23 protein-coding genes and 1 pseudogene are annotated in these 26254 nt (G+C 74.4%); 7 read left to right on the top strand and 17 right to left on the bottom strand.

Translation table 11 applies throughout. The features are described from left to right. Positions 1 to 5 precede the first annotated feature (5 nt). From Voc01_RS41290 to Voc01_RS41275, 4 genes are read right to left on the bottom strand one after another with little or no spacing between them, the layout of a single operon-like run. Positions 6 to 977, bottom strand: a complete 972-nt coding sequence (locus Voc01_RS41290; RefSeq protein ID WP_203933163.1) for a zinc-binding dehydrogenase — start codon at positions 975 to 977, stop codon at positions 6 to 8. Positions 978 to 1031: 54 nt separating this feature from the next. Then, positions 1032 to 1676, bottom strand: a complete 645-nt coding sequence (locus Voc01_RS41285) for a response regulator (protein ID WP_239160866.1) — start codon at positions 1674 to 1676, stop codon at positions 1032 to 1034. A 1-nt stretch (position 1677) separates the two neighbouring features. Next, positions 1678 to 2943 carry a sensor histidine kinase gene (locus Voc01_RS41280; protein WP_239160865.1) on the bottom strand — a complete coding sequence of 422 codons (1266 nt, stop codon included), beginning with the start codon at positions 2941 to 2943 and terminating at the stop codon, positions 1678 to 1680. A gap of 54 nt (positions 2944 to 2997) precedes the next feature. Beyond that, entirely contained in the window at positions 2998 to 3696 is a 699-nt protein-coding gene (locus Voc01_RS41275) for a thymidine kinase (RefSeq protein ID WP_373873932.1), read from the bottom strand. Positions 3697 to 3764: 68 nt separating this feature from the next. Between Voc01_RS41275 and Voc01_RS41270 the strand changes: the two genes are divergently transcribed. Next, complete coding sequence (locus Voc01_RS41270; RefSeq protein WP_239160864.1) at positions 3765 to 4445, top strand: class I SAM-dependent methyltransferase; 681 nt, start codon at positions 3765 to 3767, stop codon at positions 4443 to 4445. On the opposite strand, the gene Voc01_RS41265 is transcribed toward Voc01_RS41270, so the two are convergent. Genes Voc01_RS41265 through Voc01_RS41255 form a run of 3 tightly spaced genes read right to left on the bottom strand, consistent with a single transcriptional unit; the run spans position 4415 to position 7007 of the window. After that, positions 4415 to 4828 carry a hypothetical protein gene (locus tag Voc01_RS41265; RefSeq protein WP_203933160.1) on the bottom strand — a complete coding sequence of 138 codons (414 nt, stop codon included), beginning with the start codon at positions 4826 to 4828 and terminating at the stop codon, positions 4415 to 4417. The two genes, Voc01_RS41270 and Voc01_RS41265, sit on opposite strands and share 31 nt — an antisense overlap. 8 nt (positions 4829 to 4836) lie before the next feature. Next, the gene (locus Voc01_RS41260; RefSeq protein ID WP_203933159.1) at positions 4837 to 6216 is read right to left on the bottom strand and encodes an MFS transporter; all 1380 of its coding nucleotides are present in this window, start codon (positions 6214 to 6216) and stop codon (positions 4837 to 4839) included. Between the two features lie 17 nt (positions 6217 to 6233). Further along, a complete protein-coding gene (locus tag Voc01_RS41255; RefSeq protein ID WP_239160863.1) occupies positions 6234 to 7007 on the bottom strand; it encodes a glycerophosphodiester phosphodiesterase family protein in 774 nt (257 codons plus the stop codon). 88 nt (positions 7008 to 7095) lie between these two features. Between Voc01_RS41255 and Voc01_RS54305 the strand changes: the two genes are divergently transcribed. Genes Voc01_RS54305 through Voc01_RS41240 form a run of 3 tightly spaced genes read left to right on the top strand, consistent with a single transcriptional unit; the run spans position 7096 to position 12220 of the window. Next, entirely contained in the window at positions 7096 to 8841 is a 1746-nt protein-coding gene (locus Voc01_RS54305) for an Hsp70 family protein (protein WP_203933157.1), read from the top strand. Further along, complete coding sequence (locus Voc01_RS41245) at positions 8838 to 9902, top strand: winged helix DNA-binding domain-containing protein (protein WP_203933156.1); 1065 nt, start codon at positions 8838 to 8840, stop codon at positions 9900 to 9902. Before Voc01_RS54305 ends, Voc01_RS41245 begins: the two co-directional genes overlap by 4 nt. Next, the gene (locus tag Voc01_RS41240; RefSeq protein ID WP_203933155.1) at positions 9899 to 12220 is read left to right on the top strand and encodes an SDR family NAD(P)-dependent oxidoreductase; all 2322 of its coding nucleotides are present in this window, start codon (positions 9899 to 9901) and stop codon (positions 12218 to 12220) included. The genes Voc01_RS41245 and Voc01_RS41240 overlap by 4 nt, the downstream gene beginning before the upstream one ends. A 2-nt stretch (positions 12221 to 12222) precedes the next feature. On the opposite strand, the gene Voc01_RS41235 is transcribed toward Voc01_RS41240, so the two are convergent. The 6 genes and pseudogenes from Voc01_RS41235 to Voc01_RS41215 all read right to left on the bottom strand — a co-directional run bounded on the left by Voc01_RS41235 (position 12223) and on the right by Voc01_RS41215 (position 18602). Next, on the bottom strand, positions 12223 to 12969 hold the full coding sequence (locus Voc01_RS41235) for an SAM-dependent methyltransferase (protein ID WP_203933154.1): 747 nt from the start codon (positions 12967 to 12969) through the stop codon (positions 12223 to 12225). Positions 12970 to 12990: 21 nt separating this feature from the next. Next, positions 12991 to 13286, bottom strand: a pseudogene (locus Voc01_RS53625) (hypothetical protein). Positions 13287 to 13434: 148 nt separating this feature from the next. Further along, complete coding sequence (locus Voc01_RS41230; RefSeq protein WP_203933153.1) at positions 13435 to 14154, bottom strand: hypothetical protein; 720 nt, start codon at positions 14152 to 14154, stop codon at positions 13435 to 13437. A gap of 3 nt (positions 14155 to 14157) precedes the next feature. Next, positions 14158 to 16056, bottom strand: coding sequence for a dynamin family protein (locus Voc01_RS41225; RefSeq protein ID WP_239160862.1), 1899 nt, complete (start codon positions 16054 to 16056; stop codon positions 14158 to 14160). Beyond that, the gene (locus Voc01_RS53620) at positions 16053 to 17054 is read right to left on the bottom strand and encodes a nucleotide exchange factor GrpE (protein ID WP_239160861.1); all 1002 of its coding nucleotides are present in this window, start codon (positions 17052 to 17054) and stop codon (positions 16053 to 16055) included. Before Voc01_RS53620 ends, Voc01_RS41225 begins: the two co-directional genes overlap by 4 nt. Before the next feature lie 36 nt (positions 17055 to 17090). Next, positions 17091 to 18602, bottom strand: a complete 1512-nt coding sequence (locus Voc01_RS41215) for a dynamin family protein (protein WP_203933152.1) — start codon at positions 18600 to 18602, stop codon at positions 17091 to 17093. Between the two features lie 283 nt (positions 18603 to 18885). Here Voc01_RS41215 and Voc01_RS41210 point away from each other — a divergent pair, with 283 nt between their 5' ends. Continuing rightward, positions 18886 to 21534 (top strand): helix-turn-helix transcriptional regulator, encoded by a 2649-nt coding sequence (locus tag Voc01_RS41210; protein ID WP_239160860.1) that lies wholly within the window; start codon positions 18886 to 18888, stop codon positions 21532 to 21534. Beyond that, the gene (locus Voc01_RS41205) at positions 21531 to 22091 is read left to right on the top strand and encodes a LuxR family transcriptional regulator (protein ID WP_203933150.1); all 561 of its coding nucleotides are present in this window, start codon (positions 21531 to 21533) and stop codon (positions 22089 to 22091) included. The genes Voc01_RS41210 and Voc01_RS41205 overlap by 4 nt, the downstream gene beginning before the upstream one ends. Here the strand turns inward: Voc01_RS41205 and Voc01_RS41200 are convergent. The 3 genes from Voc01_RS41200 to Voc01_RS41190 form a co-directional block, all read right to left on the bottom strand. Then, positions 22088 to 22834, bottom strand: a complete 747-nt coding sequence (locus Voc01_RS41200; protein ID WP_203933207.1) for a lysophospholipid acyltransferase family protein — start codon at positions 22832 to 22834, stop codon at positions 22088 to 22090. The two genes, Voc01_RS41205 and Voc01_RS41200, sit on opposite strands and share 4 nt — an antisense overlap. A gap of 222 nt (positions 22835 to 23056) precedes the next feature. After that, positions 23057 to 23785, bottom strand: coding sequence for a hypothetical protein (locus Voc01_RS41195; protein ID WP_445009835.1), 729 nt, complete (start codon positions 23783 to 23785; stop codon positions 23057 to 23059). 155 nt (positions 23786 to 23940) lie between these two features. Then, complete coding sequence (locus tag Voc01_RS41190; protein ID WP_203933148.1) at positions 23941 to 24480, bottom strand: DUF6985 domain-containing protein; 540 nt, start codon at positions 24478 to 24480, stop codon at positions 23941 to 23943. A gap of 113 nt (positions 24481 to 24593) precedes the next feature. Between Voc01_RS41190 and Voc01_RS41185 the strand changes: the two genes are divergently transcribed. Next, entirely contained in the window at positions 24594 to 25052 is a 459-nt protein-coding gene (locus Voc01_RS41185) for a hypothetical protein (protein ID WP_203933147.1), read from the top strand. On the opposite strand, the gene Voc01_RS41180 is transcribed toward Voc01_RS41185, so the two are convergent. Continuing rightward, entirely contained in the window at positions 25025 to 26209 is a 1185-nt protein-coding gene (locus tag Voc01_RS41180; RefSeq protein WP_203933146.1) for an MFS transporter, read from the bottom strand. The genes Voc01_RS41185 and Voc01_RS41180 overlap by 28 nt on opposite strands. Positions 26210 to 26254 lie beyond the last annotated feature (45 nt).

The following is a 26254-nucleotide window of genomic DNA, read 5'->3' as shown; positions in this document are numbered from 1 at the left end:
GGAAGCTAGGGGAGCAGCACCACCTTCCCGGTCGTCTCCCGGGCCCTGATCGCGGTGTGCGCCTTGGCGGCGTCGGCCAGCGGGAACGCCTGGACGAGCGGCACCAGCGTCGTCGCGGCGGCCAGGGCCTTGGTCTCCAGGTCACGGATGCCGCCGGGGCGGTTGAAGATCCGGGCCCCGATCGCGGCCGTCGCGCTGATCCCCCGGCCGAACAGGTCGTAGGCGTTGATCGGCGTCGGCTCGCCCGACGACCACCCGTACAGCACCAGCCGGCCACCGACGCCGAGCAGTTCCAGCGCGGCCCGTCCGATGGCGCCGCCGACGCCGTCGAGCGCGACCGTCGCCGGACGCTCGCCGAGCGCGGCCTCCACCTCGGCCTTCCACTCCGGGCGCAGGTAGTCCACGGCGAGGTCGGCGCCCAGCCCGCGCACCCGGTCGGCCTTCGCCGGACCGCCGGCGGCGCCGATCACTGTGGCGCCGGCCTGCTTGGCGGCCTGGACGGCGAGCGCGCCCATCCCCCCGGCCGCCGACGTGACCAGCACGACGTCGTCGGCGCCGATCGCGGCCACCTCCAGCACCGCGAGCGTGGTGCGGCCGGTGCCGATCATGGCGACGGCCGCCTCGAACGTGACCGCGTCGGGCAGGTGGTGCAGCGCCTCGACGTCGGCGACGGCCAGTTCGGCGTAGCCGCCGTTGCGGGCGCCGAGGTAGACGACGACGCGCCGGCCCAGCCAGACGGGGTCGACGCCCGGTCCGAGCGCGTCGACGGTGCCGGCGGCGTCGCGGCCCAGGGTCACCGGCAGGTCGGGTTTCTGACCGGGCGGCGCGTCACCCTCGCGGATGGAGGTGTCGACGACGTGGACGCCCGCGGCGGCGACCGCGATGCGGACCTGGCCGGGGCCGGGCACCGGGTCGTCGACGGTCTCGTAGCGCAGGTTCTCGGCGGGGCCGAACTCGTACAGCCGGATAGCGTGCATGCCGCCGATCCAACATCCTCAACCAAGGTTGAGGTCAACGGCCCACGCGCGCGGTCAACGGCCTCTCAGATAGGCGAGCACCGCCCGGACGCGGCGGTGGTCGTCGGCGTCGGGTGGCAGGTCGAGCTTCCCGAGCAGCCCGCTGATGTGCTTCGCCACCGCCGCCTCGGTGATGACCATCGTGCGGGCGATCGCCGCGTTCGACCGGCCCTCGGCCATCAGCGCCAGCACCTCCCGCTCGCGCGGGGTCAGCCGGTGCAGCGGGTCCTTGCGGCGGCCGAGGAGCTGGCGCACCACGTGCGGGTCGACCACCGTGTGTCCCAGGGCGACCCGCCGCACCGCGTCGGCGAACTCCTCCACGTCGCCGACCCGGTCCTTGAGCAGGTATCCGACGCTGCCGTCGTGGCCGGTGTCGAGCAGCTCCGCGGCGTAGGTCTGCTCCACATACTGGCTGAGGACCAGCACCGGCAGGTCCGGCCGGCGCGACCGGATCGCCACCGCGGCCCGCAGCCCCTCGTCGGTGAACGTCGGCGGCAGCCGCACGTCGGTGATCAGCACGTCGGGCGCGGTCGTGGCGACGGCCTCGGCGAGCCCGTCGGCGCTGCCGAGCGCGGCGACGACCTCGTGCCCGAACCGCTGCAGCAGCCCGATCAGCCCCTCACGCAGCAGCACGGAGTCCTCGGCGAGCACTACCCGCACGTCACGACCCACATGGAAGGTCGGCCCGGATCAGGGTCGGGCCACCGGCCGGGCTGACGAGCGTCAGCGTGCCGTCGACGGCGGCGGCCCGGTCGCCGAGGCCGGCGAGCCCAGAGCCGCGGTCGGGGTCGGCGCCGCCGCTGCCGTCGTCCATGATCTCCAGGACGAACCGGTCGCTCTCGACGCGGCCGCTGATCGTGGCGCGGCGGGCGCCGCTGTGCCGGGCCACGTTCGTCAGCGCCTCGGAGACCACGAAGTAGGCGGCCAGCTCCACCGGGCGCGGCAGCCGGTCGGACAGGCGCATGTCGACGTCGACCGGTACCGGGGCGCGGCTGGCCAGGTCCTCCACGGCGGCGGGCAGGCCGCGGTCGGCGAGCACCTGCGGATGCACCCCGTTGATCAGTTCGCGGAGCTCGTCGAGGGCCTGCCTGGCCAGCTCGTGGGCCTCGGCGACCTGTACCGCCGCGGGTGAGCCGGCCGGCAGGTCCAGGCGGGCCATGCCGAGCTTGAGCGACAGGGTCACCAGCCGCTGCTGTGCGCCGTCGTGCAGGTCGCGTTCGATGCGGCGCCGTTCGACCTCGAACGCGTCGACCAGCCGTGCCCGGGAGCGGACCGCCTCGCCGAGCTTGGCGTCGAGCGGCACGAGGATGGCCCGGGTCATCGCGGCGCGGGCGGCGGCCCACGCCGTCACCGGGTACGCCGCCACCGGGATCAGCGCGAACCCGAACAGGACCATCGGCCACGCGGCCGCCGGGTCGTCGATGTAGGCCGGCGCGCCGATGAACACCGCCGGCATGTAGAACGCCAGCACGACGACGGCCAGGTCGATCCACCACAGCGCCAGGCACGACACGACCGCGTACCCGAACTCCCGCCACGTGACCGGTTCCCGCAGCCGGGTGAGCACCCACCGCCACCGCTCGCGCCACGTACGGGTGGGTACGGGCCGGTGCGGGTCGGCGGCCATCCGGTCTGCACCGGTTCGGAAGGAGCCCGGTTCGACCAGCCGCAGCCGCCACCGCTCGAACCGGGCCACGTAGATCGAGGCGAGCATCATCAGCGGGAACGCCAGCAGCCCGACGAGCAGGACCGCCGTCACCACCCCGCCGATGACCAGCAGGGTGAACACCGAGACGGTCGCCGCGCCGAGGGCGACGCCGGAGACCAGGTACGCCAGCGACCGCCACGGCCACGCCGACCGGAGGAACGTCGACGGCCGCCGCCCGATCGCCGCCATCGCGGTGCCGGTTGCTACTGCTGTGGTCACGTCGACGACGCTACCGACGGCCCGCCCGCGGGTCCCTACAGCTGGCACTAGTGTTCACACTAGCCGCAGCTGGCCGGCCAGGTTCGCCGCCGGTCCGAGGTCGCCGGTGCGGTGGTGGCGCCGGCACAGCACCTGGTAACGCACCTCCGCCGGCGCCTCGTCGGTGTCCCCCACGACGAACTGCGCGCCCTCGCGGGCCACGACACCGTCTTCGACGCGGGCGTTGAGCAGCCCGGGACGCCCGCACCAGCACAGCACCTCGACCTGCAGCCGCACCAGTTCGTCACAGAGCTCGAACAGCCGCCGCGCGGCCGGGAACATGCGGGTGCGGAAGTCGGTCGCCAGCCCGAACGCGTAGACATCGACGTCGGACACATCGACGAGCTCGGCCAGCTGCTCGATGTGCGCCTCGGTGTAGAAGTGCACCTCGTCGGCGATGATGTAGTCGACCCGGCCGCCGTCGGCCCACCGCCCGCGCACGAGCGCGCGCAGGTCGGTCGCGTCGGTGATCTCCTCCGCGGCCCGGCCGATGCCGATGCGGCTGCTGATCCACCCCGGTCCGGCCCGGTCGAGCCGGGTCAGCACCAGCCCGACGCGTCCCTGCCGGGCGTGGTTGTGGTCGAGCTGCAGGGCGAGGGTGGACTTGCCGGCGCCCATCGGGCCGTGGAAGAACTTCAGCGACGCGCCGCCGCGCAGCCGTCCATCGCCGGAGACCACGCAGGCCAGCGTGTCGTCATCCTGTTCGGGTGCCACGCCGCGGGAGCCTATCGGCCGCGCAAAATGCGTGGCGGGCCACCTGCGGCCGCTTACAGGATGTGCCCATGACGTGGATGATCGACGAGCTCGCCCATGCCGGCCCGGAGCACCTCGACGAGGCGTTCGTCGAGGGGTTCGACCGCAAGCAGGGCCGCCCCGACGCCGGTCCCGACATCGCCGTGTTCCAGGACCACGGCCTGGGTGCGGGGTCCGTCGTGGTCGAGCTCGGCGCGGGGACCGGCCAGTTCGCGCTCCCGGCGGCCGGCGCCTTCGGGCGGGTGGTGGCGGTGGACGTGTCCCCGGCGATGGTCGCCCACCTGCGTTCGAAGGCGCCGGGCAATGTGACGGTGGTGCAGGCGGGCTTCCTGGGCTACACCCACGAGGGTCCCCCGGCCGACGGCGTCTACACCCGCCACGCCCTGCACCAGCTGCCGGACTTCTGGAAGGCCCTGGCGCTGCACCGCATCGCCGGCCTGCTGCGCCCCGGCGGCGTCCTGCGCGTGCGCGACCTCATCTACGACTTCGCCCCGGGTGAGACGCCGCAGGTGTTCGACCGCTGGTTCGCCGGTGCGGCCACCGACCCGGCCGCCGGGTACACGGCCGAGGACTACTCCGAGCACATCCGCACCGAGCACTCCACGTTCCGGTGGCTGTTCGAGCCGATGCTGGAGGCCGCCGGGTTCGACGTCGTCGACGTGTCGTTCGACAGCCGCCTCTACGGCGCGTACACCTGCGTGCGCCGCTGAGCCGTCTTCGCCGTGTCCTTGGCCAGGGCGTATGAGACGCCGATCTCGAGCAGGGCGAGCACGATGACCTCCCAGCTCATCACCCAGCCTCCGTCGGGGCCCGGGTCGGTGGCGACGACGATGGCGGCCGTCACCGCGGGCACCAGCACCAGCCGCGCGAGCGTCCACCCGACGGCCACCCGCGCCAGGACGGGCCTCGGCGGCCGCAGGCGCGCGACGAGCAGGCCCGCCGTCGCGGGCACCCCGACGAGCACCGACCCGCCCAGCACCGACCCGCCCAGCACCATGACCGCCGGCAGGTCCGCCACGCCCTCGCTGTGCCACACCGACCCGGCCCATGCGCCGACCGCGAGCTGCACGAGCAGGATCACCACCGGGGCCACCGGACCTCCTACAGCTTGTGCGGTGCGACGTTGCCGGCGGCCTCGATGGCGCGGCGCATCGGCACGAGGAACAACAGCACCATGCCGACCACGAAGAAGATGAGCAGCGAGAAGATCGCGACGCGGTAGCTGCGGGTGATGTCGTAGGCCAGCCCGAACAGCAGCGGGCCGAGCCAGCTGGTGCCCTTGTCGGAGATCTCGTACAGGCCGAAGTACTCCCCCTCTTTGCCCTTCGGGATGAGCTGGCTGAACAGTGACCGGCTCAGCGCCTGGCTGCCGCCGAGGACCAGCCCGATGCCGCCGCCGAGGGCGACGAACGGCACCACCTGCTTGTCGGGCAGGAGGAACGCCAGCAGGACGATCCCGATCCACAGGCCGAGGCTGATCAGCAGCGTCTTCCAGGCCCCGATGCGTTTGGCCAGGGCGCCCAGGCCGAGCGCGCCGAAGAACGCCAGGAACTGCACCATGAGGATCGTCGGGACGAGCACGTCGTCGCTGAGGCCCAGCTCGTCGGTGCCGTACACGGCCGACATGGCGATGACGGTCTGGATGCCGTCGTTGTAGATGAGGTACGCGACGAGGAAGAACAGGGTCAGCGGGTAGGCCCGCAGCGACTTCAGCGTCGTCCACAGCTGCTTGAACCCGTCGGTGAGCACGTTGCCGTCGGCGCCGGGCTCCTCCAGCGGCGGCCGGTTGCGCAGCCCGATCAGCGGGATCGTGGTGAACCCGGCCCACCACACGCCGGCCGACACGATGCTCCACCGGGCGACCTCGCCGGTGGTCATGCCGAGGTCGTCCTTGAACAGCACCGCGGCGACGTTGAGCAGGAGCAGCAGGCCGCCGCCGAGGTAGCCGAACGCCCAGCCGACGCTGGAGACGTGGTCGCGCTCCTCGGGGCTCGCGATCTGCGGCAGGAACGAGTAGTAGACGACGATGCTGGCGCCGTAGGCGATGTTCGCGACGAGGAACAGGGCGGCGCCGAGCAGGTACCGGTCGCCGGTGAGGAAGAAGAACGCGACGGTGGCGGCCGAGCCGATGTAGGCGGCGCCGGCCATCAGTTCCTTCTTGTGCTCCGACCGGTCGGCGATCGCGCCCATGACCGGCAGCACGAACACGGTCAGGAACACCGACAGCGACGCCGTGTAGGCGAACAGTGACCCGGGGGCGATGCCGAGGCCGAGGACGCTCACGTCGGCGTCGCAGGGGACGTCGGAGTCGGTGTCGCAGCCGGCGGCGCGGCGGGCGATCGAGCCGAGGTACGGGCCGAGGAACGTGGTGATGACCGTGGTGTAGAAGGCCGAGTTGGCCCAGTCGTACCAGTACCACGCGCGCTTCTCCCGCTTCGTGCTGGGAGAGGCGGCGGGATCGACGGTGTCGGTCAGCGCCATCGGGGGCCTTTCGAGGTTCAGGGGGTGGTGGGCCAGACGCCGCGGGCCGCGTACACGTCGCGGAGCACCTCGATGCGATCGGTCATGATGCCATCCACACCAAGATCAAGTAAGTGGGTCATCGTGCCTGGATCGTCGATCGTCCACACGTGCACCTGGAGCCCCAGCCGGTGGGCGTGTGCGACGAACCGGCCGTCGACCACCCGGACCCGCCCGTAGCGCACCGGCACCTGGACCGCCACGACCGACGGGGGCAGCACCGGCCGCCGTCCCACGCGTGACGCCAGCCACAGGCGCGCCGCTTCCCGGGTCCCCATGGACGTGGCCACGGCCGGAAGCGACGCACGGACCCGCGCCAACCGCGCGGCCGAGAACGACGCCAGCAGCACCCGCCCGGCGGTGCCGGTGCGCCGCACCACCTCCACCGTCGGGTCGACGGCCGGGTCGTCCTTCACGTCGATGTTGAACCGCACGCCCGGCCAGGCGTCGAGGACCTCGTCCAGGCGCGGCACCACCGACGCCCCGCCGACCCGTTCCGTGGCCAGGTCCGCCCAGCGCAGGTCGCGGATGCGGCCCGGGCGGCCGAGGAGCCGGTCGGTGGTGTCGTCGTGGAAGACCACGACGACACCATCGGCGGTCGCGTGGACGTCGGTCTCCAGGTAGCGGTAGCCCATCGACACGGCTCGCCCGAACGCCGCTGTCGTGTTCTCGTCACCACGCTCCGCGCCGCCGCGGTGGGCGAACGCGAGCGGCGGCGGGGCCAGATACGTGGATCGAGCCGGTTGGTGCACCCGCGCAGTATCCCCAAACCGCGCCAACACGTGGTTACGACACGTTGGCCCGACACCGGCGGGCGCGGGTCCACAGTAGGGTGGCGGCATGCGCGTGCTGGGTATCGACTTCGGCACGTCGAACACGGTCGGGATGCTGCGGCTCACCGACGGGCGGCTGCGCCCCCTGCTGTTCGACGGCTCGCCGCTGCTTCCCTCGGCGGTGTACCTGGGCACCGACGGGCGGATGCTGATCGGCCGTGACGCCGAGCGCCACGCCCGTCTGGACCCCAGCCGCTTCGAGCCGAACCCGAAGCGCTCCGTCGACGACGGCCACATCTTCCTCGGCGACCGCGAGATGCCCGTCGCGGAGGTCTTCGGGCTGGTCATCGGCCACGTCGCGACGGAGGCGAAGCGTCAGCTCGGCGGCCCGCCGCAGGAGGTGCGGATCACCCACCCGGCCCGCTGGGGCGACCGGCGCAAGGCCGCCCTCACCGAGGCCGCCCGCCTGGCCGGGCTGGTCAGCCCCCGGCTGATCCCGGAGCCGGTCGGTGCCGCGTCCTACTTCACCGCCGTGCACGGCACCCAGGTACCCGTCGGGCGCAGCCTGGCCATCTACGACCTCGGCGGCGGCACGTTCGACGCCACCGTCGTGCGCCGCACCCCGACCGGCTTCGACGTGCTGGCCGAGGAGGGCCTGCAGGACGTCGGCGGCCTCGACTTCGACCACGCCGTCGTCGAGCACCTGGGCCAGTCCTACGACGGCACCCACGGCGAGCAGTGGCGCAAGCTGGTCAACCCGCAGGACGCCAACGACCGGCGGCTGCGCCGCATGCTCTACGAGGACGTGCGCGGCGCCAAGGAGATGCTCTCGCGCACCACGAACGCCGACATCCACCTGCCGGCACTCGAGGTCGACGCCCACCTGACCCGCGCGGAGTTCGAGGAGCTGGTCCGGCCCTACCTCGACCGCACCGTGCAGTGCCTGCAGCGGGCCATCGCCGCGGCCCGGGTGCAGCCGCAGGAGCTCACCGGCATCTTCCTCGTCGGCGGGTCGTCGCGCATCCCGCTCGCCGCCCACATGATCCACACCGCGCTCGGGGTGGCGCCGACGACCCTGGAGCAGCCCGAGACCGTCGTGGTCGAGGGGGCGCTGTGCATCGGCGCCGCCCGGCCGCAGGGCGCCCCGCCGGTGCGTCCGGGCCAGGGCCCTCAGGGACCCCAGCAGCCGCAGCAGCCGGTGCGGCCCGGGTCCGGTCCGGGGCCGCAGGGTCCGGGGCCGCAGGGCCGCCCGCCCGCGCACGTCGGCCCGCAGGGTCGGCCCGGTATGCCGATGCAGCCGCCGCCGCCGCAGCAGCGTCCGGCCGGCCCGATGCCCGGGTCGCCGATCCATCCCGTGTCCGCCCAGCCGGTCTCGACCAGCCCGGTGTCGACGCCGCCGGTCTCGACACCGCCGGCGATGAACCCGGCCATGAACCCCGCCATGAACCCGGCGATGCGGCCGGGCCCGATGCCACCCGGCCCGATGCAGCCGCAGGTGTCGCTGCAGCGGCCGCCGGGCTTCGGGCCGGCGGCGCCGCAGCGTCCGATGGGCCCGCCGCCCGGGCCGATGCGCCCGCCGATGCAGCAGCCGGCCATGCAGCGTCCGCCGGTCCAGCAGCCGCCGCCGATGGCGCGTCCGGTGGCCCAGCCGCAGCGGCCGCCGATGCCGCCCCCGCAGCAGCAGCGCCCGCCGGTGCAGCCGCGCCAGCCCGAGCAGCGGCCCTGGTACGCCGAGCCGACCGTGCTCGGCACCATCGGCGTCCTGATCGTGGTGGCGGTGCTGTTCATCGTGCTGATCTCCACCCTGTCGTGACCGCCGCGCCGGTGCTCTCGCGCCGGGCGCTCAACCGGGCGTTGCTGGCCCGCCAGTACCTGCTGGCGCGGTCGGACACGCCGGTGCCGGCGGCGGTCACGCACCTGTTCGGTCTGCAGGCGCAGGCGCCGATGCCGCCGTACTACGCGCTGTGGGCGCGGCTGGAGGGCTTCGACCCGCAGGACCTGTCACGGCTGGTCGTCGACCGGTCGGCGGTGCGGGCCACCACGATGCGCGGCACCATCCACCTGATGTCGGCCGCCGACTTCCGGCTCGTGCGTCCGATGCTGCAGCCCGTCCTCGACCGGCTCCTCGTGGTCAACCGTCCCGTCGACGGCCTCGACGTCGCCGCGGTCGCCGACGCCGGCGCCGCCCTGCTCGACGCCACCGCGATGACCGCGAAGGACCTCGGCGCCGCCCTCGCCGCCCGCTGGCCGGCGTTCGGGCCCGGCACGCTGTCGATGGTGGTGTCGTGCCGCGAGCCGCTGGTGCAGGTGCCGCCGCGCGGCCTGTGGGGGCGCAGCGGGCCGCCTGCGTTCACCACAGCCCGCGCCTGGCTCGGCGCACCGCTCGGTGACTCCGACCCGGCCGAGGTGGTCCGCCGCTACCTGGCCGCGTACGGGCCGGCCAGCGTCCGCGACGTCCAGTCGTGGCTGGGCATGACCCGGCTCGGCCCGGTCGTTCGCGGCCTGCGCGACGAGCTCGTGGTGTTCCGCGACGGGGTCGGTGTGGAGCTGTTCGACCTGCCCGGCGCGCCCCGCCCCGACGGCGACGTGCCGGCTCCGCCGCGGCTGCTCGCCGACTTCGACACGATCCTGCTCGGGCACGCCGACCGCACCCGGATCATCACCGACGAGCAGCGCCGCCGCGTGTTCACGATCAACGGCCAGATCCGCAGCACGTTCACCGTCGACGGGTTCGTCCACGGCATCTGGCGCCTGGACAGGGGTGCGGTCACGTTCCACCCGTTCGCCCCGGTGCTGGCGAAGGCCCGCACGGCGCTGGCCGCCGAGGCCGAGCGCGTCGGCGCGCACACGGTCGCCTTCGAAGAACCGTCGTGAGGTGGCTGCGGGTCGCGTCCGGGGTCGCCGGGCGCGGCGTTGCCGAGACGCGGCTGCGCCGCGCGGTCGGTGGGCGGATAGTCCTGGTCACCGGCGCCTCGGAGGGTATCGGCGCGGCGACCGCGCGACGCCTGGCCGCCGCCGGCGCGACGGTGCTGCTGGTCTCCCGCACCGTCGAGCGGCTGGAGGAGGTGCGGGCCGGCATCGTCGCCGCCGGCGGGGCGGCGCACGTGCACCCGGCTGACCTGTCCGACCCGACCGCGGCCGCCGACCTCGCCGCGGCGGTGCTGCGCCGCTACCGGCGGGTCGACGTCGTGGTCAGCAACGCCGGCCGGTCGATCCGCCGCGCGGTCGCCGACACCGCCGACCGATTCCACGACGTCACCCGCACCGCCGCGCTGAACTACCTCGGGCCGGTGCAGCTGCTGCTCGCGGTGCTGCCGGCGATGCGGGCCGCCGGCGGCGGTCACGTGGTCAACGTGTCGACGGCCGGGCTGGCGGCACCGGCGCCGCACTGGTCGTCGTACCTGGCGTCGAAGGCGGCGTTCGACACGTGGCTGCGGTGTGCCGCGCCGGAGCTGCGCCGTGACGGCGTCACCGTCAGCACCGTCTACTGTGGACTGACCCGGACCCGGATGAGCGCGCCGACGGCCCACTACCGGCGGATGCCGGCGATGACCGCCGACGAGGCCGCCGCCGTCGTGTGCCGGGCCGTCGCGGAGCGGCCCCGTACCACGTGGCCGTGGTGGGCCCGGGCCGGCGCCGTCGTCGACACCGCCGTCGCCGCGCCGGTGGAGCGGATCCTGGCGGCGGGGCTGCGCGTCCAGGACGCGGCGGTGCCGCTGCGGGTCCTCGCGCCGACCGGGCTGCTGCGCCCCGACCGCGTCGTGCGCGCGGTGTCCGCGGGGCGCAGGCACGGATCCACGCTCCTGGCCGCGTTCGCCGCGGGCCCGGGCGGCGGCCTCACCGGCGGCCCGGGCGGCGGCCTGGCGCTGGTCGATGCCGTCGGGCCGGTCACCCGCCGCGTCCTCACGGGCCTGATCCGGGACGCGCTGAGCGGCGCGACCCACCACCTCGGCGTCGGACCGGGTGACCGGGTGGCGGTGTGCTGCACCGGTCACCGCGGCTTTGTCGCCGTGACCGCCGCGCTGACCCGGCTCGGCGCCGACGTGGTGCTGGTGCCACCCGACCTGCCGGCCGACCGGTGGCCGGCCGTGGTCGCCCGGGAGCGGATCACGGCCGTGGTGACCGATCCGGACGTGCGCGTCGACGTCGACGTCCCGGTGCGCGCGTGGCCCGAGGTGCTCTCTGCCGCCGGCCCCGCGCCGGTCCCGGCGCGGCCCGGCCGGATGGTCGTCCTGTCGTCGGGCTCCACCGGCACCCCCAGCGGCGTGACGCGGACCCTGCCGCTGCGCGGCCTCCTCGGCCCCGTGGTGACCCACCTCGCGCACATCCCCCTGCGTGCCGGTGAGCCGATCGTCGTGGCGGCACCGCCGCACCACGGCTACGGCCTGACGTACCTGGCCGCCGGGCTGGCGCTGGGCTGCCCGGTGGTCCTGGCCGCTGGTCTGCCGGCCGACGCGGTGCTCGACCTGGCGGCCCGGTACCGGGCGGTGGCCCTGTTCGCCCTGCCGGTACAGCTGCGCCGGCTCGCCGCGGTGCCCGGTCCGCCCCTGCCGGCTCTCCGGGCGGTGGTGAGCGGGGCGGCCCCCCTGACCCCGGACCTCTGCGACACGCTGCGGGACCGGTTCGGTGAGCGCGTCCACAACCTGTACGGCACGACGGAGGCCGGCTGGGCCGCGATCGCCGGACCCGCGGACCTGCGGGCGGCTCCGGGCACGGTCGGGCGGGCGCCGCGCGGGGTGACGCTGCGGGTCGTCGACCGGCGCGGGGTGCCGCTGCCGCCGGGCGAGACCGGCGAGGTGCAGGTGGCGGGGTGGCGGCCACCGGACGGCAGCGCCGGGTCCCGCTGGCAGCGCACCGGTGACCTGGGCCGGCTCGACCTCGCGGGCCGGCTGTTCCTCGCCGGCCGGGTCGACGACATGATCGTGTCCGGTGGCGAGAACGTCTATCCGGGTCCATTGCTGGCGGCGCTGGCCGCGCACCCGGACGTGGCCGGGGCGGTGGTCACCCCGGTCGACGACCCGGAGTTCGGCCAGCGGTTCGCCGCGCGGGTCGAGCCGGTGCGCGGCCGCACCCTCACCCCTGACGGGCTGGCCGCCTGGCTACGCCCGAGGCTGTCGAGGGCCGAACGCCCGAGGGACATCGAGGTGGTCGACCACCTCCCACGCACCCCGACCGGCAAACCCCGCCGGTGAGCCTAGGACCGGCGTAGCAGGAGGAAGACGAACCCCAGCACGCCGCGGTAGCCGTGGACGTAGCTGTGGCGGTGTTCGGCGGATACCCGGAGAACCTGGTCGCGGTCGGGATGGTCGGGGTGGTCGAGTGCCCAGTCGGCCAGCGAGCCGACCCAGCTCCACTCGTAGTCGTCCCAGTCGGTCTGGGTGCTGACGTACTGGAAGACCGGGGTCCACCCGTCGGCGACCACGTTGTCGACGAGGGTCGGCAGGTCGGTGAACTTCTGCGGGCCGGCGCCCTCCATCTCCTCGATCAGCTCCGGGCTGGGATCGCGTTCCCAGAAGCAGTCACCGAGCAGGAACATCCCGTCGTCGCCGAGGTGTTCGCGGGCCGCCCGCAGGGTGGGGAGCAGCTCGCCGAAGGCGTAGGCGGCGCCGATGCTGAGCACCACGTCGGCCTTGCGCGGCGACCGGTACTCCGTCACGTCCTGCGGGATGAGCTCCAACCGGTCGGCGACACCCAGCCGGGTGGCCGACTCGCGGGTCGGGTCGAAACCTTCCGGCGAGACGTCGACGCCCACCGCGGTGATTCCCGGGTACGTCCGCAGCGCCCGCAGCAGCCACTCGCCCTTGCCGCAGCCCAGGTCGAGCACGTGCGCGTCCGGGCGGCGGACGGTCCGAGCGAGCAGGTCGTCCACCCTGCTGTCACTGACCGGGGCGTAGATGGGATGGTGCCTGTGCGCCAGGGCACTGAGTTGCTGTCGATCCACCGCAACCTCCTGCTGTAACCGCTACACCGGCCGGGACGGGTAACCGATCTGCGCGAGATCCTCCGCGTAGTCCTCAGCGAAGCGCTGGTACGCCACCGGGCTACCGTCGAGGAGAACCTGGAACAGCCCGTCAGCGCCATCCGGTTTCGCATCGACGCCATCTGTTCGCCCGGCGCCCACCGGGAGTCGAACGAGTAGTACCGCGACTCCCACTCCGGACTCATGATCGCGTCCGACATCGCCAACGCCTGACACCGCTGGCGGAGCACCGCGATCCCTGGCAGGGCGCCCGCTACGTCATGAACCGTCACCGGCACATCCAACCGCATGCCTGCGCGCCGATCTTGCACGTGTGGCCCCCATCAAAGTGCGACATAGCGCGACATAAGGGCGGCCACAACTGCAAGATCGGCGCGTGGGGACGGCGCGGCGCGTGAGGGCCCGCCCGGGCGGGCCCGGGTGGGGTCAGGAGTCGGGGGACCACCAGCGGCCCAGGGAGCTGGCCGCGGGGTCGTCGGAGCCGACCAGGGCCGCCCACGGGTCGGTGCCGCCCTCGGTGCCGGCGTAGTCGAGGAGGTCCGAGGCCGGCGGGGAGCCGTCGGGGCCGGTGGCCGGGTCGTCGCCCCCGGTGCCGGGTGCGGCGACCGCGGACGGGTCGCTCCACGGGTAGCCGTCGACGGGTTCGGGGGCGGCGAAGTCGAGCTGGGCGGGGAACTCGGCCGGGGACCAGTCGGCGTCGGGGTCGACGTCCGGGTCGGCGCCGACGACGGACTCCGGGTCGGCAGTGGTGTCGGAGCCGGTGTCGGAGCCGGTGTCGGGGTCCCCGTCGTACGCGAGGGGCTCGGGGCCGTCGTCGGTCCCGTCGGGGTCGAGACCGTCGGGTCCCTCGCCGCTGTCGCCGTAGGCGTCGGGGTCGGCGTCGGTGTCGAAGGCGCCCATCGGGTCGTCCTCCAGGAACCCGCCGCCGGGCTGGCCGCCCGCGCCGGGGCCGGAGCCGGGGTCACCGTGGTCGCCGGGGTCGGCCGGGTAGTCGCCGCCGTCGCCGGGGAAGCCGGCGTCGGGGTCACCGTAGCCGCCGGCGCCGGCGGCGAGGGGCTCGTCCGGGTCACCGAGGTTGGCGGTCTCCGCGGCGTCGCCGTGGTAGTCGCCGTCCTCGCCGCCCCAGTCGCTCCAGTCCTGGTCCACGACTTACCCCTGACTCTCGGCGGGTGCGGCCGGCAGCAGCTGGCGGACCCGGACCAGTACCTCGTCGAGCTGTTTGATCCGGGCCCGCAGGCCCTCACGCTCCTGCACCAGCGCGGCCCGCTTCTTGGCCCGCTCGGCCTTGTCCTCGGCCATCGACTTGTCGATGTTGGCGATGTGGTCGTCGAGCTGCTTGAGTCGCCGCTCGATCGCCTCGTCGAGGGCGAGCGTCAGCGCGTACTGCAGGTCGGTGAACCGGTGCATGATCTCGTCGGACAGCGCGGCGCGGGCGTCGTTGAGGACCTCGCGCAGCCACTGCCGGGTGGCCTGCTTGTCGGTCATCGACCGCCGCTTGAAGATCATGTAGGCGCCGGCGCCGAGACCGATGGCGATACCGACGACCGGGATCGCGAGACCGGCCGCACCCAGTCCCATCGCGGCCGCACCGGCGGACGCACCGGCCATCGCGCCGCGGCCGGCCATGAACGCGATACCGGCGCTGGACATGGCGACCATGGCGCCGTCGCCGCCACCACCCTCACGCCGGGGGCGGGTGGTCAGCGCGTGCCGCAGCCGGGCGTTGAGCTGACGCAGCACGTACTGCAGCTCGTGCGGGTGGAACACCTGGGCGAGGACCCGCTCGCCGACCTTGCGGAACCGGAACTCCAGGTCGTGCGACAGGCGCACCGACAGGGCGTGCAGCGACCGGTCGACCTCCTGGGGGAGGTTCTTCATCTCGCTGCCCGACGCCTTGTCGATCTTGTTGAGGTAGTCCTCCTGCAGCTTCGTCACGTACATCCGCAGCCGCGTGGTCGCCTCGACCCGGGCCCGCTGCGTCTCCGTGTTCAGGGCGAGCGACCACTGCCGCGACTCGGTGCGCTTGCGGGCGGCGACCTTGGCCCGCTCGTCCTTGGCCCGCTGCACGTCGGCCGGGTCGGGGTCGGTGGACTTCATCCGCTCGCCGATCTCCTGGTCGAGCCGGATGATCTCCGAGCGCACCGACCGCAGCACGTTCGACAGCTGCAGCGCGTGGCCCTTCTTGGCCAGGTCGATCAGGGCGTGCTGCAGCTCGGCGATCCGCGACTCGCGGATCAGCTCGGCCTGCGGCTCCGGCGGCATCGACATGGCCATCTCGGCCAGCCGCGCCGACACCGGGTACCAGGGCGCGCTGCCGAACCGGGGGGCGTGCGCCTGCAGCTGGCCCTTGTTGTCCTCCAGGATCCGCCGCCAGCCCGGGTAGGCGTCGCACTTGGTCAGCCCGAAGATGACGAAGTTGACCCGTTTGCTGGCCTCGATGAGGAAGTCCAGCTCCGGCTTGGAGAACGGCGAGGACGCGTCGACGATGAACAGCAGCGCGGTGGCCCGCTCGACGGCGTCGAGGGCGACCTCGGCGTGCAGCGGGTCCAGACCGCCGACACCCGGGGTGTCGATGACGGTCAGGTACTGCAGCAGCGGCGCGTTGTGGTGCACCTCGATACGCCGCGGCGGACGCATCCCGTCGGGCATCCGCCCGAGCACGGTGCCCCAGTCACGCAGGTCGCCGTGGCTCAGCGGCACCGGGTCCTCGCGGCCGGGCACCCATGCGCGGGCGCCGAGCGTGGTCGAGTAGCGGAACTCGATGAACGACGACGTGGCCACGGCCGCGTCGACCGGCGACAGGTTCGGCACCCCGATGAGCATGTTCGTCAGCGAGCTCTTGCCGCGCTTGGTCTCGCCGACGACCACGATCGAGGGGCGGGTGACGTCGCGGCGCTTGACCTGGTCGAGGTCGGCGGCCGCGTCGGGGTCGATCTTGCGCAGGAACGCCAGACCGCCGTCGACGCCCTTCTTCAGCAGCTGCGCGATCGCCTGTTCCGGGTTCGGACGCTGCCCCCCGGCCGCGGCGGGTTGCTGGGTCTGGGTCACCGGTCCTCCTCGCCGCGGCGGCGCGGCTGCTGTGTGGTGCTCGGGCCGGGCGCTGTCCGGCGCGACACGGTCGGGTACGCCCCGGACGGCGGGTTGACCGTCGGGTAGGCCCCGGACGGCTGGCTCAGCGCCGGGTTGGCGCCCTGCGCCGCCTGCGGTGCCCCGGGCCCGCCCTGGTAGACGGTGACGACCGGGGCGCGCAGCACGCGGCCGCTGCGGTCGACGTAGCCGGGCACCTCGACGGCGGCGATGGTGCCGGTCTGGGTCGGGTCCTTGGCCGGGGTGGCGCCACCGGCCTCGTGGCGGGCCGGGTCGAACCGTTCACCGACGGGTTCGACCACGTTGACGCCCGCGTCGCGCAGGGCCGCGGCGAGCCGGTCGGCCAGGGCGCGGCTGGTGACCCGGTCCCGGACGTAGATGCACGCGCGGACCAGGGCCGCGCGGTCGGCGTCCAGGCGCGGGTCGGTACCCCGCGACGGCCCGGCGGCCGCCGGCGGACCCGACACCGGGACCACCGGCCGGCGCGACTGCGCGGCCAGGAGGAACGCGAGCAGCGTGACCGACGCGAGCCCGGCACCGGCGACCCCGGCGGCCGCGGCCAGCAGCGAGAACTCCTCGCCCTCGCACGCCGGCCCGGTGGCGGCCTGCGGGGCGGGCGCGGCCTGGTTGGTGGCCGCGGTCGTCTCCTGCGGACGGGTGTCGGGCGGGGTGGTGGCCCCGTTGGTGGCGGTGCGGTCACGGCCGACCCCGCCGCCGAGAGTGCCGTCACCCTGGCCCTGGTTGTTGTTGCCGCCGTCGTTGATCCCGCCCTGGTTGTTCGGGTTGCCGGTCGGCGCGGCCGACGTCGCCGCCGGGGTGGGGGTCGTCTGCTGCGCCGGCGGCGCGGCCGGCGCGGGGCACTCCGGCGCGGCGCCGATGAAGCCCACGGCGATGCCGGTCAGCAGAACGATGACCGCCGCTGCGGCGCCCGCGAGGACCCGCAGGCTGTTCGGGGACATGTCGACGCTTCTCCGTTTTTGCTAGGTGAGACGAGCTCAGTTGAAATGAGCCTGGCCGCGCACGCGCTGGGACAACAGATAGAAGCCACGATGAGCCACCAGCGCAACCCGGGACTGGGCGGGGCTGGCACCGGCGACGGCGTAGGCCCGCCACCGGGTCGCCGCCTCCAGCGCCGCCTTGACCAGGTGGTCGGCCGGCGCACCGGGGAGGCTGAGGATCCACTGCGGGTCGGTCGACAGCGCGAGCTTGGTCAGCTCGCCCTGCATGTCCTCGGGCAGGTCGACGGCGCCGGTGGTGACCAGCTGGGCCACCTCCAGCAGCCGCAGCCGGTGGTAGTCGGGCTGCTGCAGCACCCGCTCGATCGCGTCGCGCAGCAGCTCCCGGTCCTGCGGACGTTCGGCGTGGCTGGCGATCTTCTCCAGGCTGGACAGGCCCCAGCCGGCTTTGATGGCGTCGCTGCGCCACCGGAAGGCCTGGTCGAGGGTCTGCCGCAGCCGTAGGAACCCGGAGGCCTGCAGGAGCAGCCGTACCAGCTCGCCGGTGGCCAGCTGCGGCTGGCGCACGAGCATGTGGATGGCGAAGCTGATGCCGTACAGGTCCAGCAGCCGCAGCAGCCGTTCGCGGGCCTCCCGCGACACGGCCGACTCGCGGTTGCAGAACAGGTCGACGGATGCGAGCAGCACCTGCCGTTCGCCCTGGGGCAGGGCGGCGAGCTGACGCAGCGCCTCGCAGTCGGCGGCGGTCAGCCGGCCGGCCTCGGTGGTCTCGGCGAGCAGCCCGACGATCGGCACCACGTCGGACACGACCCGGCGCAGCACCTTGGCCTGGTCGGAGGCGAGCGGCTCGGCGACCGGCCACGGGTCGGCGCCGCTGCCGGCGAGCTTGTCGACCTTGTTGAACAGTCCGAGGGAGTTGATGGGGTTGCTGGACAGGCGGGCCGACATCGACCGGAAGGCTTCGAGGGCCTGCACGTCGTCCTCGCGTACGGACTGGGTGAAGACGTAGATGATGGCTTCGGAGCCCGACAGCGCCCGCGCGGAGTCTTCGTCGAGGTCGTCGTCGATGGGGGCCTCGTTGAACAGGAACTTCTGTGCCTGCGCGGAGACGGCCTGGTTCGCCGACGCGAGGCCGGGTGTGTCGATGACGGTGAGGTCGCGGAGGTGGTCGCTGGTGAGGGTGACGTCGACGTAGCCGATGTCGTTGCGGGGCACCCCGAGCTTCTGCGGGATCATGCCGGCCTCGTCGAGGGGCAGGCTGGCGCGGGTGCCGTTTTTGCGGACGACGTCGACGCGGTCGGAGGTGCCGTAGCGGAACTGGGTGACGATGCGGGTGCATTCGCCGACCTCGGTCGGTGCGACCCGCCGCCCGATGAGGGCGTTGACGAGGGTGGACTTGCCGGCCTTCAACCGGCCGGCGATGGCGACCCGCAGCGGCTCACCGAGCCGCCTGCGCACGTCGAAGACCTGCGCCTGGGTGCCACCACCGAGCCGGTGGCCGACCTCCTGACAGAGGTCGGCCACCCGCGAGCTCAACGGTCCTGGTGCCATGGGATCAGACTGCGCCGTTCCTGGGGGTGAGGGCTGGCGGGCGTTCTTGATTCACATCGTTCACATGTCCGACACCGCCTTGGTCGCCGAGCGTCCGGTCGGCGACAATATCCGCGTAGTCAGGCATGCTCCTGCTGTCGTAACGTTCCGTGCCCGCGTCGTTTACACCCATATAGTCCCCCACCACCCACGGATTGCCATGTCAGGCTCAGTCGGCAACCAGACTACGAATATCCTGCCGCGGCAGGATCCCATGTTTGTGCCACCTCGTGGGGAGGACGACGTGCCCGAAGCACCAGACGGCTCGGTTGCCGACGGGGCGCCCGCGCGCCCGGCACCGGCTGTTGGCCGGGCCAGGGTTCCCAGTGCGGTCCCTGTTCCGCCGCCGTCGGGCAGCGCCGCTCCACCGGCCGGGGGACCCGGTTCCACCGGTTCGGGCACACCCGCCCCGGTCGATCAGCTCGATCAGTCCGACCCGGCGGCGGAACTGGTCGCCGCCGCGGCCGCTGCCCTGCGCGAACCCGGCCTCGTCGTCATCACCGGCGCACCCGGCAGCGGCCGGTCGACCCTGCTGCGCCGGCTGCAGGAAAGCTTCCGCGGCACCGTCTACGCCGGCGGCGGCCTCGCCATGCTCCGCGGCGTCGCCGCTCTGCCGCTGGCCCGCGCCGTCCGGGTGCGGCTGCCCGTCCACGACCCGGCCCTGCTGTCCGAGGCCGTCCGCTCGCGCGTGCGGCACGGCCTGCTCCTCATCGACGACCTGCAGTGGGCCGACCCGCTCACCGTCGCCGCCCTGCCGTCGATCGCCGCACACTGCCGCGTCGCCGTGACGTTGCGCACACCGCACCGGCTCCCCGGCGACGCCGAGCAGACGCTGCGCGCCGCCGCGACCGCGTGGCTGCCCGCACCGGCGCTGCCGGCCACCGTCGCCGAGGGCATGGTCCGCCAGATCGCGCCGGCCGCGTCACCCGCCGCGGTCGCCGACATCGTCCGCCGCGCCGGCGGGGTCCCGCTGGCCATCACCGCGCTGGCCCGCCGCGCGGCCGCCCGCCGCCCCGACACCACCCCCGACACGCCCGACGGCGACACCGAGGGCAGCGGCCTGGCCTACGCCGTCGCCACCGCCCTGGCCGACCTCGGCCGGCCCGCCCGTACCGCGATGGCCGCACTGGGTCTCCTCGGCCGGCCCGCACCCGCCGCCATGCTGGGCGAGGGCGCGGCCGAGCTCGCCGCCGCCGGTCTCATCGAGATCTCCGGCACCACCGCGAACCCCGTCTCACCGTTCGTCGCCGAGATCGCCGCCGGGCTCCTCGACCCCGCCGAACGGGCCGCCCTGCACCGCCGGCTCGCCGGCGTCGTACCGGCACGGGAAGCGGCCCGGCACCTCGCCGCCGCCGGCGCCGCCGCCGAGGCGTACACGATGGCCGTCGAGGCCGCCGGGGGCACCGCCTCGTCCGGGGAACGCGCCGAACTGCTCCTGCTCGCCTGCGACCTGCCGGGCGTCGAGGTCAGCGGTGAGGTCCGCCTCGCCGCCGCCCGCGCCGCGCTGGTCGCCGGACGCCCGCAGGCGTGCCTGCGCGTCCTCGGCCCCGACCTGCTGCCCGGCGACCCGACCGCCGCCGTCCTCCGGGGGGAGGCCCTGCTGCAGACCGGGGCCGCCGCCGCGGCCCGCACCGCCGTCGCCGACGTCCCCGACGACGCCGCACCCGACCTCGTCGGCGGCCGTGACCGGCTGCGGCTGCTCGGCGTCCTCGGCACCGGCGCGCTCGCCGACGCCGCCGCCGAGGAGGCCCGCATCCGGTCCGTCCACGGCGACGAGCCGGCACACCTCGGCCTACGCGCCGCCCTCGCCGCCGTCCGGGCCGCGAACCGGTCACCGGGCTGGGAGTACGGCCTGGCCACCGCCGCCGCGGCCGCCGGCACCGGCGGCGACCCGCTCGCCGCCCGGTGGAGCGCCTGGCTCCTGGTGGAGACCCTCACCGCCGACGGCCGCCTCGCCGACGCCGCCTCCGCGGCCGCCACCGCCGCCTCGGCCTGCGCCGCCGACCTCGCCTACAGCTGGCAGACCCGGTTCCTGGCCGCCCAGCTGTGGTGCACCGCCCTGCGCGGCGCCGACCTCGACCAGGTCACCAGCCGCGCCGGCGACCTCACCGACCGCACCCTGCCGGCGATCGCCCGCGGCTACGCCGCCGCCGCCGTCAGCCTCACCGAAGCCGACGGCGGGCTGCTCGCCTCCGCCCGCGGCCGGCTCACCGACGCCGGTCACGGCCCCGCCGCCCCCGTCGTCGACTGGGTCGCCCGCGAAGCCGCCTGGCTCGACGGGCAGCCCGAGGTCGCCCTGTCACCCGGGACGGGCTCCGCCGGTCCACTCCTCGACGGCCTGCGGCAGATCACCGCCAACTGGGCCGCCCACGACATCGGAGCGGCCACCGTCGCCGCAGACCCGCCACCGCTGCCGGTCGTCGAGGCCACCGTCACCGCCTGGGCCAACCGCTCCGCCGAGGGCTTCACCTACGCCGCCGGGCAGTGGCACGACGTCGCCCGCCGCGAGGAGGTCCGCTCGCTGCTGGCCGCCGGCCTGTTCGACGACCAGCCCGACCGGGCCGTCCCCGCCCTCCTGCAGGCGGAGAAGCTCGCCGAGGAGGCCGGCCTCGTCGTCCTGCTCGGCCGCACCCGCCGGGCCCTGCGCCGCCACGCCGTGCGCCGCGACACCCGCGGCCGCCGCGCCGGCGACGAACTCACCGACCGCGAACGTGACGTGCTGCGTCTGGTCGCCAAGGGCGAGCCGACCCGCCGCATCGCCGGACAGCTCGGCATCTCCCGCGAAACGGTGGAGACGCACATCCGCGCCGGAATGCGTAAGCTGGGCGCCCGCACCCGCACCGAGGCGGCGGCACTGGCGATGGAGGCGTTATCGCTTGAAGGCGACGTATGACCACTAGCCCCGCCGCGCCCCGCTACATCGTCGACGGCGGCGCGGAGGCCACGTCTGTGCTGCGCAGGCTCGCCCGGGCCGGCTGGACGACCCGGGAGGGGTTCGCCCTTCCCGAGAACACCTGGGACGTGTCCGGATCCCGGCTGGTGCTCTTCGGCCGCGTCGCCGACCCCGACACCGCCGAACTCGCCGTCCTCGCCGCCGCCCGCGGTGCCGGCGTCGTCGCCATCACCGACGCCGGCTCCGACGTCGGTCGCGCCCTGCACGCCGACCTGGCCCGCGTCGGCCCGGTGAGCCTGGACCCCGACGCACCCGTCGCCGGCGAGGCCGACGAGCCCGCCGCCAGCGGACCCCAGCTCGCCGCCGAGCAGCGGGCCCTGCTCGAGAGGCTGGCCGGCGGGGAGACGATCGCCGCCGCGGCCGCCGCCGAATTCCTGTCGCTGCGCACCGCCAACCGCCGCATCGCCGAGGCCCGCGAGGTCCTCGGCGTCCGCACGACACGTGAGGCGGTGCTCGCGTACCTGCGCATCCGCCGCGAGACCCGCGACGGCTCCTAACCCCGCTCCTCCGGTACGGGGCCGCGGTGGCGCCGGTCGGCGGTGCGGGCCGTCGACAGCGGCCGGGTCGCATCGATGTGACGGGGAAGGCGCGGCTCGTCGACGCGCAGCGGCTCCAACGCGTCGGTGACCGCAGACATGATCCGCTCGGTGGCCCGCAGCGCCACCCCGGGCGCGTCGGCGGGCAGGTCGTCGAGGGGGACCGGCGGACCGAAGTGCACCCGCAGCACCGGACGCCGCACCACCGACCCGAGGAACCGGGCCACCATCGCGCCGGCACCGTGGTACGCCACCACCTCGTGGGCGCCCCACTGCGCCACCGGCAGCACCGTCGCCCCGGACCGCAGCGCCAGCCGCGCCAGGCCGGTCTTGCCCCGCTCGGGCCACATGCCCGGGTCGAGCCCGATGCGGCCCTCCGGATACAGCGCCACCAACGCCCCGGCCGCCAACGCCGCCTCGGCCTCGTGCAACGCGTCGGCCGCCGACGTCGACCGGCGGTTCACCGGGATGTGCCCGCAGGCCCGCAGCACCCGCCCGATCACCGGCGCCCGGAACAGCCCGGCGGTCGCCAGCAGCCGCGGCGCCAGCCGCCGGACCCGCATCGCCGCCACGAGCACGAGCGGGTCGAAGTTCCCGACGTGGTTGACCGCCACCACGACCGGCGTACCGCGCAGGGACTCCGGCACGTCACCGGTGACCCGCAGCCGCCCCACACACCCGACGACGACCCGAGCGGCGACCATCAGCACCCGCCAGACCAGCGGCGCCCGCCACGCCTGCACGGTCGCGGTACCCGTCGGCCCCGGCCCGACGCCGTGCTCGCCGGCGACGGTGCTCACAAGGCCCTGCTCATAGGGCGCTGCTCATAAGGCGCTCACAAGGCCGAGATCCTGCCACGCCACGGGCCCGTCCGACCAGGGACGACACCCGCGGCGTGTCTGCCGTGTGCGGCCGCGGCCCTGCTGTCAGCCGGCCTCGCGGAGCTCCGCCAGCCGCGACTCGATCTCGGCCAGTTCGGCCCGCAGCTTCTCCGCCTGCTGCTCGGCCTCGGCCCGCGCCGCCGACACGATCTCGTCGACCGCGTCGTGCACGCCCGGCACGTCGAGCATCGACACCATCTTCAGCGCCTCGGCCGGCTTGATGACGTACGGCTTCGCCAGGGCCTTCGACCCCTGCGTCGCACCCACCATCCACTCGCCCTCGGCGTAGGTGAGCGTCACCGTCAACGACGGCGGCGCCTTCGGCTTGGCCGCCTTCCTGGCCGGCTTGGCGCTCTGGGCGGCCGGCACCGGCGCGGCATCCGGTGCCGCTTCGGCCACCGGCTCCGGCCTGGCCGCCGGTTCCGTCGCCCTCTTCACCGCGGCGGCCTTCTCCGCCGCCCGGTCGGCCGCGGAGTCGACCGGCGTGTCGGTGACGACCGGAGCAGGCGCCGCCTTGGCGCCCTTCACGGGGCGACCGGCGCCATTGACGGTGGTGGAAGTCGCCACGGAAGGCTCCTCTCGAGGGCCGGGCAGGGTTGCGGACACGGACTCTGCGACCGCCGGCGCCTGCGGGGCCGGCGGCTTGGACTTCGACGGGATCTCCAGGTCGGCGGGGGAGAAGGGCAGGTCATCACCCCGGAACCGCACCACCACCCAGTCGTCGGACGCCTCCGGATCGGTCAACTTGACGACCTGCCCGACCTGACCCGCCATCTGGTCGCCGGCACCGGGACGAAACACCACCCGGGGCTTACGCCCGGCGGCCAGGGTGTCTCTGATACGGGCCAGCTCATCGGCGGACAGGCCGGGGGCGGTACGGGTCGGCATACCATCATCCCCTCTCACGAACATGTGTTCGGATCTTCTTATCAGAGCGCTCCGACATTTCCCGTCCGACGCGCGTACGGGGTGCCGGACGGGGTGTCGCCGTCGGTGGTCAGGTCGCCGTCGTACGGGCCCACCTTCGTCACCGACCGGCCCGCACGGAACACGATCTGCAGCCCGTGCTCCGGCTCCCACGCACACTCGCACTCGATCGACACATATACCGGTCCGTCACCCTCCGCGCCGTCCCGAACGACGGTGATCTCACCGAACCGCACGTGGTCGAAGACCTCGTCGGGACCGCCGATGCGCACCGGAACCTCCAGACCGGCGGCGCGCAGGTCCGCCACGGTGTCGAGGTAGTAGTCGTAGACCGCGGGAGCCGCCGCCCGCAGCACCGACGCGTCGAGGTCCAGGAACGCGCCGATGACCGCGTGCGTCTCGTCACGGTCCGGATCGTCGTCGTAACCGTCCAGGAACACGTGGAACCTGCCGCCGCCGAGCACCGGCACGGGGACCGGCTCGTCCGTGCGGTACCGCTCCACGTCGTCCTCGGTGACCGGTCCGAGCCGGGGAATCTGCATGCCCGTCACCGTACGATCCCCACCGATCCCCGCGCCGGTTCGATAATGAACATTACGTCAAGTTGAGTTCTTCCGGACGGCGGTGGTGGCGGCCCCGCCCTAGCCTGAGGACCATGCTGGAGGCCACCAAGTCGGGCGTGTTCGGGCACCGCTACGACATCCGCGTCAACGGCACGCCCGTCGCCGAGTGGAACCCCAGGTTCTGGCGCGGCGGCGGCGACATCGTCCTCGCCGGCCAGCGCTACCGCGTCGACGCCACCACCTGGACCAACCGGTTCACGATGACCGACGCCGCCGGCGGCACCGTCGCCACCGCCGAGAAGGCCGGCCGCAAGCACTGGACCGTGGTCGCCGACGGCAAGCCGCACCGGTTCCGCCGCGCCTCCATCTGGGCCAGCACGCAGGAGCTCCTCATCGGCGACAACGTCGTCGGCACGATCCGCAAGACGGGATTCTGGGGCAACCGGATCCAGGCCGAGCTGCCCACGCTGTCCCTGCCCGCACAGGTGTTCGTCGTCGGGGTCATGGTCACCACCTGGGACCGTCAGGCGGCCGCCGCCGCCGCCGGCTGACCACGCCGCACCCGCACCGCGGCGAACGCCACCAGCGCCAGCACCTGCGTACCCGCCGCGACGAGCAGCACCAGCGTCACCGAATGCGCCGCCAGCACGCCGGCCAGCGCCGCACCCAGCGCACCCGCGGTCACCTTCAGGCTCGCACCGGTCGTGAACACCTGCGCCCGCAGCTGCTCCGGCGCCTCCCGGTGCCGCACCGCGATCACCGCGGCCAGCTGCGGGCCGTCGGCGATCCCCAGCACCGCGACCGCGACCACCACCAGCACGGCCGACGGGGCGAGGGCCTGCGCGGTGAGCGAGGCCGTCGAGACCACCGTCGCGATCACGAAGAACGTGTCGGGACGCACGGGCAGCGGCCACCGGGCCAGCAGCACCGTCGCCACCAGCGCCCCGACGGCCATCACCGACAGCAGCGACGCGCCCCGGGCGGTGCTGTCGAAGTGCCGCAGCCCCAGCAGCGGGCACGCCACGATGAACATCCCGAACCCGACGAACGCCACCACCGAGGCGACCGTGATCCGCCGCAGCCCCGCGATGGACACGATCGCGGTCACCCCGGCCCGCAACGCCGCCGGAACCGACGACGTTAACGGCGCCCGCGACGGCGGCGGCAGCGTCGCCGCGACCGGGACGGCCAGGGCCAGCAGGACGATCGACGCCGCCACCGCCCAGCCGGCACCCCACAGGCCCGCCACCGCCGCGGTGACCCCCGGGCCGGCCAGCCCACCCACGTTGTAGGTCGCCGCGTCCAACGACTGGGCCCGCCGCAACGAGGCCGCCGGTACGACGTCGCCGAGCTGCGCGGTCCATCCACCCGACAGCGCCGGGACGAGCAGGCCCGCCCCCACCGCGACCCCGACCACGACGGCGAGCGGCCACCGGCCCAGGGTCACCGCCGCGACCGTCAGGCCGGCGGCGAAGCCGGCCAGGGCGAGCGCCAGCAGCCGACCCGGCCGCGCCGACCGGTCGAACAGCACCCCGAGCACCGGCCCACCGGCCGCCGACGCCACCGTGAGACCCGCGAACAGCAGCGACGCCGGACCCGTCGACCCGACGACGGCCAGACCGAGCAGCAGCAGCGCCGGCCCGGACATCGCGTCGGCGGTGCGGGCGAGGGTCGCACCCGTCAGGTACCGCACCAGCCCGAGACGCACCGGCCCACCCTAGGAAGCCCGGTGCGGCGCCGTCTGTGGACTGCG

The sequence above is a fragment of the Virgisporangium ochraceum genome (assembly GCF_016863655.1).
GTDB lineage: Bacteria > Actinomycetota > Actinomycetes > Mycobacteriales > Micromonosporaceae > Virgisporangium > Virgisporangium ochraceum.
Note: the sequence above shows the minus strand (reverse complement) of the source record. Positions and strands in the feature narration are given on the sequence as shown.

Bases quoted from the DNA above. Each gene is read 5' to 3' on its own strand.
- Voc01_RS41290 (WP_203933163.1), bottom strand. From the start codon at position 977: ATGCACGCTATCCGGCTGTACGAGTTCGGCCCCGCCGAGAACCTGCGC.
- Voc01_RS41270 (WP_239160864.1), top strand. From the start codon at position 3,765: ATGACGTGGATGATCGACGAGCTCGCCCATGCCGGCCCGGAGCACCTC.
- Voc01_RS41260 (WP_203933159.1), bottom strand. From the start codon at position 6,216: ATGGCGCTGACCGACACCGTCGATCCCGCCGCCTCTCCCAGCACGAAG.
- Voc01_RS54305 (WP_203933157.1), top strand. From the start codon at position 7,096: ATGCGCGTGCTGGGTATCGACTTCGGCACGTCGAACACGGTCGGGATG.
- Voc01_RS53620 (WP_239160861.1), bottom strand. From the start codon at position 17,054: ATGTCCCCGAACAGCCTGCGGGTCCTCGCGGGCGCCGCAGCGGCGGTC.
- Voc01_RS41215 (WP_203933152.1), bottom strand. From the start codon at position 18,602: ATGGCACCAGGACCGTTGAGCTCGCGGGTGGCCGACCTCTGTCAGGAG.
- Voc01_RS41205 (WP_203933150.1), top strand. From the start codon at position 21,531: ATGACCACTAGCCCCGCCGCGCCCCGCTACATCGTCGACGGCGGCGCG.
- Voc01_RS41200 (WP_203933207.1), bottom strand. From the start codon at position 22,834: ATGGTCGCCGCTCGGGTCGTCGTCGGGTGTGTGGGGCGGCTGCGGGTC.
- Voc01_RS41195 (WP_445009835.1), bottom strand. From the start codon at position 23,785: ATGGCGGGTCAGGTCGGGCAGGTCGTCAAGTTGACCGATCCGGAGGCG.
- Voc01_RS41190 (WP_203933148.1), bottom strand. From the start codon at position 24,480: ATGCAGATTCCCCGGCTCGGACCGGTCACCGAGGACGACGTGGAGCGG.
- Voc01_RS41185 (WP_203933147.1), top strand. From the start codon at position 24,594: ATGCTGGAGGCCACCAAGTCGGGCGTGTTCGGGCACCGCTACGACATC.